The organism is Hansschlegelia beijingensis (assembly GCF_014196425.1).
Lineage (GTDB): Bacteria > Pseudomonadota > Alphaproteobacteria > Rhizobiales > Methylopilaceae > Methylopila > Methylopila beijingensis.
Window position 1 is genome coordinate 836,361 of record NZ_JACIDR010000001.1, and the last position, 12,123, is coordinate 848,483.

A 12,123-nucleotide genomic window follows, 5' to 3' on the forward strand; every position below is an offset into this window, starting at 1 on the left:
GGTCAGGCCGCCGGGGGAAGCTTGGGGCGCCCCGGCGCGTTAAGCCGGTTCTGATATGCGGCGGTCGCCGCGATGAAGCCCCACATCATCCCCAGCAGCGCCCATTGGTGTCGCCAGTGGTCGACGTCGATGACGGCGGCCTCGATCATCAGCACCACCCAGGTGGAGAAGGTGCAGATGAACACGGGCCGCCACGGCGTCGGCGTCAGGACGTAGCGCGCGCCCGCGACCAGGGTCAGGACCGTCAGCACCGCCAGCGACACGCCGCCGAGCCAGCCATAGGACATGAAGCCGTTCAGATACGTGTTGTGAACGTCCGCGCCGAAGCGTCTGGAAAACTGAAAGATTCCGATCCCGAACGGCTTCTCGAGGGCGAGCCGGAATCCTCGCACGTGGTTCGCGAACCGCCCGCCATGCTCGACGTCGTAGCTCTGCTCGAGGCTCGCGCGCTGCTCGAAGAGGCTCCCCACCGTCGGCAGCTGGATCAGGATCACCAGGAAGAGCGCCGCCAGCCCGGTCGCGACCACGCAGGTGACCAGGATGCGCGCGCGCGCGGCGGGCGAGGGGGCCGTCAGAACGGTGAGCCCCGTCATCAGCGCGGCCGATGCGATCAGGTGTCCCCAGGAGCCGCGCGAAAAGCTCAGGAGCACGCCCGCCACGATGATTCCCAGCGGCAGGACAAGAAGGAGCGACTTCTTCAGATCGCTCGCATAGAGCCGCTGGATCAGGATCAGCGCCGGGAAGATCAGGTGCGGCGCGAAGACGTTCGGGTCCTTGAACGCGCCCTTGGCCCGGTTGTAGCGCAGCAGGCTGTCGGCGAACGGCACCAGATGGAAGTAACCGACGATCGCCAGCAGGCCGCTCGCCACGCCGGCGATCACCCACGCGTTCGCGATCAGGCGGGCGCGGATCTCGGTGCGTTCGGCGAGGAACAGGGAATAGAAGCAGCCGGTCGCGGCGAGAAAGACGCCGATCGTGGTCCATATCTGCGTGTCGGCCCGGTCGAACACCAGCGTCAGCGTCAGGACGGCGCCGAGCTGGTACAGGATGACGAGGAGCAGGAACGGCAGCAGCGCGCGCGGCAGCTTCAGCCCGGTGCCGATGAACAGCACGATCGCGACGACCATGAGGAGGTCGTAGGCCGCCGGCTCGAACATCACGAAGAAGCTCGAGGCGATGGCCAGCCAGACGACGCCTTCGCGCAGCGTCTCCGCCCGGATGGTCAACGGCCGGCGTGCGCTCCGGCCCGGAAGCGCGCCGGCGTCGCTCAATAGGCGTTGTCCGTCTTGGCGAGGGCGAAGGGCGTCTTCAGCAGGATCAGGATGTCGAACAGGATCGACCAGTTCTCGATGTAATAGAGGTCGTAATCGACGCGCTTGCGCAGCTTCTCGGGCGTGTCGACCTCGCCGCGCCAGCCGTTGATCTGGGCCCAGCCCGTCACGCCAGGCTTGACCTTGTGGCGGGCGAAGTAGCCGTCGACCACTTCGTTCCACAGGCGCTCCGAGGTGTGCGCGCCGACCGCATGGGGCCGAGGGCCGACCAGCGAAAGCTCTCCCTTCAGCACGTTGAAGAGCTGCGGCAACTCGTCGATCGAGGTCTTGCGGATGAACCGCCCGACGCGGGTGACCCGGGGATCGTTCTTGGTCACCACCGTCTTGGCGTCCGGGTCCGCCATCTCCTGCCGCAGCGAGCGGAACTTGTAGACGTCGATGACCTCGTTGTTGAAACCGTAGCGCTTCTGGCGAAAGAACACCGGTCCCGGGCTGTCGAGCTTGATGGCGATCGCGGTGGCGATCATCACCGGGGAGACAAGGATCAGCGCGAGCGTTCCGACGATCAGGTCGAAGGTCCGCTTCGCGACGAAATCCCAGTTCTGGATCGGCTTCTCGGCGAGTTCCACCATCGGGATGGCGCCAAGATAGGAATGAGCGCGCGGCCGGAACCGGAGCTTGTCGGTGTGCGCCGCGAGCCGGATGTCCACCGGCAGCACCCAGAGCGTCTTCAGAATCTGCGCGACGCGGCCCTCTGCGCTGACCGGCAGGGTGACGATCAGCAGGTCGATATGCGCGAGCCGCCCGAATTCGACGAGTTCGGCGATGTTGCCGAGCTTCGGATAGCCGGCGACCACGGCTGGCGAGCGGTCGTCGGATCGATCGTCGAACACGCCGCAGATGTGGACGTCGTTGTCCGGCATGGATTCGAGCGAGTGGATGAGCTCGGCAGCCGGTTCTCCGCCGCCGACGATCACGGCCTTGCGGCCCAGCCGCCCCTCGCGCGCCCAATGCTTGACCAGCAGGCTCATCGCGCCGTGCGCCACGACCAGCCCGCCTGCGCCGAAGAGGAACCAGTAGCCCAGCCAGTTCCGCTGAACGATCCCGCCGAAATCAAAGAAAGCGCCGATCACCGAGAAGCCGGCGAACACCAGGGTCCAGGCGCCGAGCGCACGGCCGATCTGGCCACGGGCCGAGCGGAAGGCCACCACATGGTAGATGTCGGCCGCATGGGCGAAGACGAGCGTCAGCATCAGCCCGATGGCGATCGCCGCGACATATGCCCAACCGAAGGGACGGAACCCGCCAAATACGGTTCCGTAGGCCGCCAGGCCGGAGCCGATGACGACCACGGCGTCGACGAGGCGCGCGGACCCTGTCAGCAGCACGGGCGAGATCGAGGCCGCGCTGAAACGTTCGGCGATCTCGCGCGCCTGTTCGTTCAGCCGCGCCTGGCGTTGCTTGGCGGCGGCTGACTTCGGTTTTTGGGCGGTGTCGATTCGGGCCATGGACAGGTCGGTCAAGTCGCTGGCTCTCCCCTCGAGCGGACCGGCACTCTCCCCCGTAAACGCGAAGATTGTTTTACGCGGATCGCCTAATCCCCGCTAGACCTGCGTCGGAGCGCGGCCCGGTAGACCGCTTCGACGCGCGAGGCCATTTCGGCCAGCGAGAACTCGCCGGAGATGTGCGTGCGCCGCGCCAGCGCCGCCTCCCTGGCCGCATCTGGATCAGCGCAGATCCCGGCCATCGCGGCGGCGAGCGCCTCGGGGTCGCCGGGCGGAACCAGCTCGTCGGAATGACGCCCGAAGATCTCCGGTATGCCGCCCACCCGGGTCGCCACGATCGGCAGACCCGCCGCGATCGCCTCCAGCACCACGTAGGGCATCGACTCGGCCCGCGACGGGACCACGATCGCGCGCCCCAGCGCGAACGCCTCGCGCGCCGGGGTCGATTTCTGGAATCTGACGCGGGAGCCGAGCCCGCGTTCGGCGACCATCGCCCTGTAGCGGGCTTCGTCCGGTCCGTCGCCGACGATCACGGCCGTTCTTGGCCGGCCGCGGCTTTCGAGCAGCGCGAGCGCCTCGATGAAGACGTCGACCCCCTTCAGGTCCCGCAACATGCCCAGATAGAGGAAATCGGCCGCGTCCGGATCTGGCGCGACGGGCTCGAACTCTTCCGGCGCCAGTCCGTTGCGGACGACGACCGCGGGGCAGCGCGGCGGACCGATCTTCTCCACATAGACCCGCTGCTCGTAGGCGCTGACGTGGATCAGCGAGTCGGTCAGCCGCTCCAGCGCGCGCTCGACGCGGAAATACAGGCGGCCCTCGAGGGACGCCGGATCGTAATGCAGGCTGCCGCCGTGGGGCGCGTAGAGCCGCGCCACCGGCCTCGACCGGCCGAGCCATGTGCCCACGACGCGGCCGAACGCGCCGCCCTTGGCGCCATGGCAGTGCAGAACGTCCGGGGCGAGCGGCGCCAGCGTCCGGCTGACCCGGGTGAGGGCGACCACGTCGGCGGGCGATATCTGGCGGGGGATTGGCAGGCGGACGGCGCCGAGCGCCAGCTTCGGCCGGAGGAGGGCGATCCGCGCCTCCTCGAAGGCGCCGCCGGTGGTGCTGTCGCAGACGAGGCCGACGCTGTGGCCGGCCGCCGCCTGCGCGCCGATCAGATCCGCGATGTGCCGAAAGATCCCGCCCACCGGCGAGCGGACCAGGTGCACGATACGCAGGGGCGTCGCGTCGCTCATGAGCCCTCCGGGCAATCGCATTCCGCGGCCGGCAGGGCGCGGCCTGCTAGAACCAACGTTCCTCGACGTTGATCGTATCGCCGGGTCGGATCGGGTAGGTCAGCGGGACCTCGCCCTTGAACACCCTCTCGCCGATCCGGCGCGTGAGCTCAACCCGATCGCGCTTGGCCCGCGGAGAGAATCCGCTCGCGATCGCGACGGCGTTCTCGGCCGTCATGCCGGCCACATAGGGATACTGGCCGGCGTTGGTGACCTCGCCGAGGATGAAGAACGGCCGGTAAGACTCGATCTCCACCGAGACGTTCGGATCGCGTAAGAATCCGCTCTTCAGCTTCGCTTCGAGCCCGGTCCGGACCTGATCGGAGGTCTTTCCGCTCACGGGGAAGCGCCCCACGAGCGGCATCGCGATGCTGCCGTCCGGCTCGACCGCGTAGGTGTTCGTCAGGTTCTGCTGGCCGAACACGTTGATCCGGAGCTTGTCGCCGCTCGCCAGCACGTAGGGCTCACCGAAATCCGCCGACAATGGAGGCGGCACGGCGCGCGGGGCGGCGCAGCCCGCCAGCAGGGCGGCTAGAGCCAGCGCAGTCGTGCGGCGAGGCGACCTCATGGCGAACCCTTGCAGAGATGGTTTACCCTTCGTTACCGCAACATCGTTAACGAGCGGTTGCCGGTTGATCTCGCTCAGGACGGCCAATTAACTCTGCGGCAACCATGATCATGCTGTGCTGCGATTGATGAAATGCAGTGCGGCGGTCGAGGGCACGGAATGATCCAGAGGATCAGCCACGGCGTGGAGGACGATCGTCCCCAAGGGGGCGAGATCGACCTTCGTGCGCTTGGCCGCGGTCTCTGGCGTCGCAAGCGCTGGATACTGGGGCCGACGCTGCTTGCGGCGCTGGTCGCCTTTCTGTTCGTCGAGCTCAGCCCTCCCTATTACCGATCGACGGCTCTGATCCTGATCGAGAATCGGGAAGGCGCCTCGCCGGGTCCCCGCGACGACCGCGCGACGCAGTTGCCGGACGAGCAGGCCGTGGCGAGCCAGGTCCAGCTCATCCAGTCCCGCGATCTCGTGCGTACGGTGGTGAAGAACCTCCACCTCGCCGACGATCCGGAATTCTCGGCGCAGAAGGGATCGATTCTCAGGCGCCTGCTGCGCGCCGTTGGGCTCGCCCGCCAGGACGACACGTCGCTGAGCGAGGGCGTCGTCGACAAGGTGGCGGAAAACCTCTCGGTCTATCCGGTGACCGGATCCCGCGTGGTGGGCATCGAGTTCGTGTCGAAGAACGCCGACACCGCCGCAAAGGTCGTGAACGGTTTCGTCGACGCGTACATGGATCTCCAGCGCGCCGCCAAGCAGGAGGCGAACCAGCAGGCGGCCCAGTATCTCTCCCGCGAGATTGAAGGCCTGCGCACGCGCGTCCGGGAGGCGGAGGAGAAGGTCGAGGCGTTCCGCGCCAAGGCGGGCCTGCTCGTGGGCGCCAACAACGCGACCGTCGCCCAGCAGCAGCTCGGGGACGCCACGACCCAGCTTTCCGCGGCCCGCACCCAGGAGGCGGAGGCGCAGGCGAAGGCGAACATGATCCGCACCGTGATCCGCCAGGGCCGGCCTGCGGAGGCGCTCGAGATCGCAAACTCCGATCTGGTGCGCTCGCTGACTCAGCAGCGTTCGCAACTGGCCGCGCAGATCGCCAGCGAAGGCCGCACCTTGCTGCCGCAGCACCCGCGCATGCGCGAGCTGTCCGCGCAGCTGCAGGGCCTCGACGAGCAGATCCGCCGCGAAGCCGAGCAGCTCGCGCGCGCCTATGAGAACGACGCGAAGACGGCGGGGGCGCGGGTCAAGGCTCTGAGCACGCAGCTCGACGAGCTCAAGGAGGCGGCGTCCAAGGCCAACAACGAGGACGTTCAGCTCCGCGCGCTTGAGCGCGACGCGCGCTCCCAGCGGGACCTGCTCGAGCAACTTCTGGCGCGATACCGGGAGACCACCGCTCGCGAGAACCCCGAGGCGCTGCTCGCCGACGCGCGAGTCGTCTCCCGCGGCGCCGTGGCCACGGGGCCCTACTTCCCCAAGAAGCTTCCGACCATCGCTCTGGTGACGATCGCCGCCTTCACGCTGTCCTTGTTCGGCGCGGCCGCCGCGGAGGTGTTCGGCACGCAGCGCCGGGCCGACGAGGGCGACGCGGCGCCGCCGCCCGCGGTCGGGGCCGTGCCGGTCTTCGGCCGGCTCCAGGAGCCGCTGAGGGCGCAGCCGACCGCGCCGCCGCCACCGGCGGTCTCGCCGCCGCCCGCAGGCTTGTCAAAGGATGTGTCGTCCGGCGCCGCCGCCTCGGCGGAATCGACGTCGGCGCGCGCTGCGAGCATCGAGTTCGCCGACGCCACCCTCGTCGCCGCGCTCGCGCGCCAGCTCGCCGCGATGCCGACGACCGACGGGGCGCTACGCATCCTCACCACCGGCGCTACGCCGGAGCTCCCGGCCGCCGGCGTCGCGAGCGAACTTGCGGCCACGCTGTCCGCGTCGGGCCGGCGGGTGGTGGCGATCGACGCCGGCGGCGGCTCCGCGCGCCCTGGCGACGAGCCTATCGAGCCGGGACTGGCCGAGCTCCTGACCGGCGCCGCGACCTTCGCCCAGGCGATCCACCGCGACCAGGGTTCGCGCATCCACCTCGTGCCGGGCGGCGCCACGCCGTTCCGGGCGCTCGACGCGGCCGCTCAGGCGCGGCTTGACGTCGTGCTGGAAGCCCTCGCGCTGACCTACGATTTCGTCATCCTCATCGCGCCGGGCGGTCCCGGCGGCGCGGAGCCGTTCGCCCCCTATTGCAGCGCGGCTGTGCTGATCTCGGCGGCCGGCGCCGGCGACATCGCCACCGTCGAGGCCCATGAGCGGCTGAAATCCCAGGGCATCGAGGACGTGGTGGTGCTGCTCGTGACCGACGGAGACGGCGATCCCCGCGGTCGCTCGCTGGCGGCCGCCTGACGGCAGGGGCTAGTCCGCGTCCGGCGCCGGATGCGGGCGGCCGGCGCGAAGCACGCGGATCTTCTCGACCAGCGCATAGGCGGTGGGATTCGCCTTGATGCGCGCCTTCGCGGCCGTCTTGGCGGCGGCCGCCGCCGCGACCGCCCTTCCGCGCAGCGTGACGCCGAAGATCGAGTCGAACAGCGGCTCCAGATCGGGGCAGTACATCTTCTTGTAGGTGGCCGCGCCGACCCCGAGGTCGAAGGTCCTGAGCCCCCGGCGGATCGAATCCTCGACGACGAAGTTCATTAGCATCTCGCCGGGGCTGTACTTCGCGTGTTCGCCGCTGGTGATCGAGATGAACATGCCGCAGTAGCGCTCCGCGTCAGCGAGGCCGCCTGTGACCGCGATCGTCTCGTCGTCCAGATCGAAGCCGTAGAGGCCGATCACCGGGGGGCGCCCGGCGAGCCCGCAGGCCTCGGACAGGAACTCCGGCACGCCCGGATGGGCGAACACGTTCTCGATCCCGCGCTCGGCGAACTGCTGGGCCTTCTGGGACAAGAAGGCGGCCAACAGGCGCCGCCGCTGTTCGTCGGTCTCGGCGCGGAAAATGTGCGGGCGCCCCCGCTCCTCGAAGCGCCGCATCTTGCGGCGCTGGTTCGAGCGGGACTTGGGGGAGACGAAGAGCTTGAGGTGCTCTTCCAGGCTCGCCGCCAGCGGCCCGCTGAAGGCCGGGTCCGGCGAGGGCTGCCGCGGCAGCGCCATGAACGGGTTGCGAACGCCCTCCCAGCCCTCCGGCTGGTTCGTCAGCTCGAACAGGTCGATTCCGGCGAGCGCCGCCGTCGTGGAGAACAGCCGCTCCACCTCGCCGCGGTCGAACAGCTCGACATGATCGCGGCGGATGACCGGGACGTTGTAGTTCATATGGCTGCCGCCCAGGAACCGGGCGACCGTCACGCCCCATCTGCGGCTGACGCCGAACGGCAGCAGCGCGACGGCGGCGCCGGCCTCGTCCCTGGCGACGACGATCAGCGGCCGCACGCCCTCATGAGCCGCGACGTTCTCGATCCAGGGCAGAAGCAATCCGGGTTGCTGATACGGCGTCGCGAGCGCGTCGCGGAGCAGTTCGGACCACGGGTCGAGCGCGCTGACGCCGTCCCTGTGGATGTCGATCGACGAAAAAGCCGGTCCGGAACTGGCGGGAGAGTAGGGCAGGGGAGCAGGCTCCTGGCGCTTGCGGAACGATCGTGAGCCGAGCGGCCGACGCCGTTCCGGAAGCGGCCGCAGGATCGACTCTTATGGCATGACTCGCTCTGGAGCGCTTCTCCGGGGTGGCCTCACTTGCTGACGCGCAGGTTCGACAGGGAGTCGCCGATCGTGCGGAACGCCGTGTTCAGAGCGGCCTGGTTGCCCGCGTCGAAATAGTAGGCGGCGCTCGTTGCGCAGTTCTGCATCATTGACTTGGTCGCGCCGCCTGGATTGTCAAACGCGACAGTATATACGATGATGCCCGCAGACTTCATGCTCGAGCAAACGGCGGTCAGGCGTTTATTGAGCTCTGCGGCGGCCAGGTTAGAGTTGTCGGTTCCAAGTCGTTTTTCCGACAGGTCGCCGTATGCGGTGTAGGTGCTGGGAAAGAAAGTATTGTCTCCGTCCGTCATGATGACGGCGGCCTTGCTCATGTTCTTGGTCCCGTAGTCGAGGGGAAGAGTGCTGCTTCCCCAATAACCCCGCCACCGCGGCGAGAGCACGCGCCAGCCCCACACCGCGCCGAGATTGATATGGGTGTTTCCGTTCGCCGTCATGGCGTTGATCGCAGAGCTCACCGTGCTCTTTACGTTGGTGAGCGGCGTAATCTCCTTGGGGCAGTTGAAGTTGCCTGTCAGGGACTTGATGAGGTCGGGGTAGCTGAACTTTGTCGAGGTCGTGGCTGGGGGGTCATCGCTCTGGTCCAGCGGCGCATTCCGGGCCATCGCACACCCGGTCCAGCCGAAGAATGGCTTCGTCCCCGTGAACCACGACGTCCTGCTTGTCCCCACATTCACGGCTTGAGAGAAAGGCACCAGCCCGACATAGAGATTGGCGCCGACGCTCTCGCCGCCGAACAGGATGTCGACGAGATCGTTCGCCGATTTCCGCAGGGACGGCATGCTGCCGCTCTGGTCCATGGAACCGGTGTTGTCGAGCACCATCACGAGCTCAAGTCCTGAGGAGGAGCGCGTCACCTCCGACGTCGCGTTGACCGTCACGCTCTTCTGGCCGAACAGCTTCATGAAGATCGTCGGAACCGTCGCCGTCGCGCTGAGCGAGATCACGCTCTTGGTCGAATTGGCGGTGGCGGTGACCTTCGTGACGGTCGCGCCCGCATAGCCGTCCCTGAAGTTCGCGTTCACGAACTTCAGGGCGTCGGCCGAATAGTCAGAGGTGCTGAGCCGCGCGCCGACCGCCAGCCCCGCGGCGTCAAGCGCGTCGACCAGCCGGGCCCGGACCAGGACCGAGCGCCCCACATCTATCGCAAAGCCCATGCAGCCGATCAGGACCAGCATCACGATCCCGATCAGAGGCGCGACCGCGCCTCTCTCCGATCGGAAGAACCGCGTCAGCACGGAGGATCGCGGGGCGAAGCGGGGCGCGCGCATGGTTCAGCACGGTTTGGTGTTGAGGGCGCCGAGGCGCGGGCGATAAGTCGACTGCGTGTAGATGTCGAAGCCGCTCTTGAAGACCTTCGAGAAGATCGGGGTGAACTTGTAGAAGACTTCAGCGACGATCAGATTGTCGTTTCCGTCGGCCAGCAGGCCGGAAGGCACCGCGGCGGTCGCGCCTTCTGCGCCGACCTTGCTTTTCCAGCTGGTGCCGGCGGTGCTGTAGCACTGCCAGCGGACTTTCGGGACGTTGCTCGAGTTCAGATAGACGGAGGTCAGGATCGTCACGCCATTTGTCCCGGAGACGTAGGACGGCAGGCTGGACCCGGTGATGAGGAACACCTCCTTCATCGCCTTGGGGCTGAGCTCCTGGTACTGCGAGGTCACGTCCGCGACCGAGAAGCCGACCTTGTCCACACCCGACCGGATGCCGACGAAGCGCGCCACGTCGTAGCCGCCGAGCAGCAGGAGGGCGAGCAACGGCGCCGCGAGCGCGAGCTCCAGCGCGGCCAGCCCGTCCTGCGAGCGTCGAAAGCGTGCCAGCAGGGCGCGGAGCCGGATCCTCATCAGTAAGGCTCGTTCTTCACGACGACGCTGGACTTGAGCGGGACCACGCCATTGGCTCCGAGCAAGTGCTTCAGCACCGGCGTGAACAGCTTCCAGCTGTAGGTGGCCGTGTAGGACACGATCTCGCCTGAGCTGCCGGTTCCGCTGGCGCCGACGCCGTTGTCGTATTTTCCGTTGCCGTTGAGGTCCGTATAGGCCTCGCCGCTGTCCCACTTGCCGTTCTTGTTCTTGTCCGTGAACGGCTCCGGCTTGAGATACGAATAGTCCGGGTATGAGGTGCTGGTGAGCGTGATCTTGGCGGGGTCAAGCAAAGCCGAAGCGGCCTTCTTGATGCCGGCCTGGATGGTCTGCGCCTGCGTCTGGCCGCTCGCCTTGTAGCCCGTCTTGCCGGTGCGGGAGCCCACGAACACCGCGTCGTTCAGGATGGCCTGGGCGCCAGCCATCAGACCGAGCTCCACCGTGCCCATGATCAGCAGCACGAGCACCGGAGCGATGATGGCGAACTCCACGGCCGTCGCTCCGGACGGGTCTCGGCGGAGGCGCCTCGCTATGCGCGTGATGCTGGGCTTCGTCATGTCTCGCGGTGCGGATCTCGGTGTTCCGATCGCGCAGGACGGTAGAAACGAAAAATCTACAACAGGTGAAGCCGATCGAATAAAACTTGAGGTAATATTGCGGTGGAGCGCTCCACCTCGCTGGATTTCCGCGCTTTTTTCTGGCGCGGCGAGGCTGTCCCGGCGGCCGACGCCAGCTGCCGGACGTGCAACACACGACGGCGCCTCGTATTTTCGCCTTCTGCGATCAAGCGTCCTGGCGTCGCCGAACTACACGGTTCGTTCACCCTCCGGCCCGAAAGGTCAGCGTCTTCTTTGGATAAGGGCAGGCGATCATCATGAGCGCAGCGCGCACGACGCTGTTTCGCGCGGCTTTCACCGCGCTCGACCTTGCGCGCGCCAACCGTCTCCTGAGACGCCGCGCCCAAGGGTTGGGCGTCATCCTGACCCTGCACCATGTGCGGCCGTGGTCGGGCAAGGCCTTCGCTCCGAACCGGCTGCTGGAGGTTGAGCCGGCTTTCCTCGACGAGACGCTCAGTCGCGCGCGTGAGCTCGGGTTCGACTTCGTCTCGATGGATGAGGCGTGGCGGCGGGTGACGACCGGGGTTTCAGTCAGGCCGTTCCTGCACCTGGCCTTCGACGACGGCTACCGGGACGTGCGCGATCACGCGCTGCCGATCCTCGAGCGCCACGGCGCCCCCGCCACGATCTACGTCGCTTCCGGATTCGCGGAGGGCCAGGCAGAGCTCTGGTGGCTTGCGCTCGAGGAGGCGATCGCCCGAGCAAGCCGCGTCTATTTCGACGCGGGCGACGGCGAGGCGGTCTATCAGACGGGAACCCCGGCCGAGAAGGCGGCCGCCTGGTCCACGATCTACTGGCGGCTGAGGGCGGGGCCCGAAGAAGAGCTGCGCGCTGAAGTCCGCCGCCTCGCCGAGCAACAGGGGGTCGACTCCTTCTCCTTCGCCCGCGCGCTCTGCATGGGCTGGGACGAACTGCAGGAGATCGCGGCCGACCCGCTGATCACGATCGGGGCGCACACCGTCTCGCACCCCATGCTCGCGAAGCATCCTCCCGAGACGGTCCGGGCCGAGATGGCCGGCAGCCGGGACGCCATCCGCCAGAAGCTGGGCCTCGAGGCCGAGCACTTCGCCTACCCTGTCGGGGATCGCTCGGCTGCGGGCGAACGGGATTACGCGCTTGCGGCGGAGCTCGGCTTCACGACCGCGGTGACGACCCGCCCCGGCCACCTGACAAAGGCCCATGCGGCCACGCCCACGGCGCTTCCGCGGGTTTCGCTGAACGGGAATTTTCAGACGCGCTCGGCGATCGACGCCCTTCTGTGTGGGACGCCCTTCCTGATGACGGATGCGCTCGCGCGGCTGCGCGACTGAGA

General features: G+C 67.7%; 10 protein-coding genes. 2 read left to right on the top strand and 8 right to left on the bottom strand.

What is annotated here, in order from left to right:
- Positions 1–2: 2 nt before the first annotated feature.
- The 4 genes from GGR24_RS03930 to GGR24_RS03945 form a co-directional block, all read right to left on the bottom strand.
- The gene (locus GGR24_RS03930) at positions 3–1,226 is read right to left on the bottom strand and encodes an O-antigen ligase family protein (protein WP_246397927.1); all 1,224 of its coding nucleotides are present in this window, start codon (positions 1,224–1,226) and stop codon (positions 3–5) included.
- Positions 1,227–1,267: 41 nt separating this feature from the next.
- Positions 1,268–2,779 (bottom strand): undecaprenyl-phosphate glucose phosphotransferase, encoded by a 1,512-nt coding sequence (locus GGR24_RS03935; RefSeq protein ID WP_183394468.1) that lies wholly within the window; start codon positions 2,777–2,779, stop codon positions 1,268–1,270.
- An 86-nt stretch (positions 2,780–2,865) separates the two neighbouring features.
- A complete protein-coding gene (locus GGR24_RS03940; protein WP_183393954.1) occupies positions 2,866–4,017 on the bottom strand; it encodes a glycosyltransferase family 4 protein in 1,152 nt (383 codons plus the stop codon).
- A gap of 46 nt (positions 4,018–4,063) precedes the next feature.
- A complete protein-coding gene (locus GGR24_RS03945; RefSeq protein ID WP_183393955.1) occupies positions 4,064–4,624 on the bottom strand; it encodes a polysaccharide biosynthesis/export family protein in 561 nt (186 codons plus the stop codon).
- Positions 4,625–4,783: 159 nt separating this feature from the next.
- On the opposite strand from GGR24_RS03945, the gene GGR24_RS03950 reads away from it, so the two are divergent.
- Entirely contained in the window at positions 4,784–6,988 is a 2,205-nt protein-coding gene (locus GGR24_RS03950; protein ID WP_183393956.1) for a GumC family protein, read from the top strand.
- 9 nt (positions 6,989–6,997) lie between these two features.
- Here GGR24_RS03950 and GGR24_RS03955 read toward each other — a convergent pair whose 3' ends face one another.
- The 4 genes from GGR24_RS03955 to GGR24_RS03970 all read right to left on the bottom strand — a co-directional run bounded on the left by GGR24_RS03955 (position 6,998) and on the right by GGR24_RS03970 (position 10,685).
- Complete coding sequence (locus GGR24_RS03955; protein ID WP_246397928.1) at positions 6,998–8,050, bottom strand: GNAT family N-acetyltransferase; 1,053 nt, start codon at positions 8,048–8,050, stop codon at positions 6,998–7,000.
- 254 nt (positions 8,051–8,304) lie between these two features.
- A complete protein-coding gene (locus tag GGR24_RS03960) occupies positions 8,305–9,606 on the bottom strand; it encodes a TadE/TadG family type IV pilus assembly protein (protein ID WP_183393957.1) in 1,302 nt (433 codons plus the stop codon).
- Positions 9,607–9,609: 3 nt separating this feature from the next.
- Positions 9,610–10,176: a pilus assembly protein gene (locus GGR24_RS03965; protein WP_183393958.1), complete on the bottom strand. Its 567-nt coding sequence runs from the start codon at positions 10,174–10,176 to the stop codon at positions 9,610–9,612.
- Positions 10,176–10,685: a TadE/TadG family type IV pilus assembly protein gene (locus tag GGR24_RS03970; protein WP_343066183.1), complete on the bottom strand. Its 510-nt coding sequence runs from the start codon at positions 10,683–10,685 to the stop codon at positions 10,176–10,178. Before GGR24_RS03970 ends, GGR24_RS03965 begins: the two co-directional genes overlap by 1 nt.
- 383 nt (positions 10,686–11,068) lie before the next feature.
- Between GGR24_RS03970 and GGR24_RS03975 the strand changes: the two genes are divergently transcribed.
- Complete coding sequence (locus GGR24_RS03975; protein ID WP_183393960.1) at positions 11,069–12,121, top strand: polysaccharide deacetylase family protein; 1,053 nt, start codon at positions 11,069–11,071, stop codon at positions 12,119–12,121.
- The last annotated feature ends 2 nt before the right edge of the window (positions 12,122–12,123 follow it).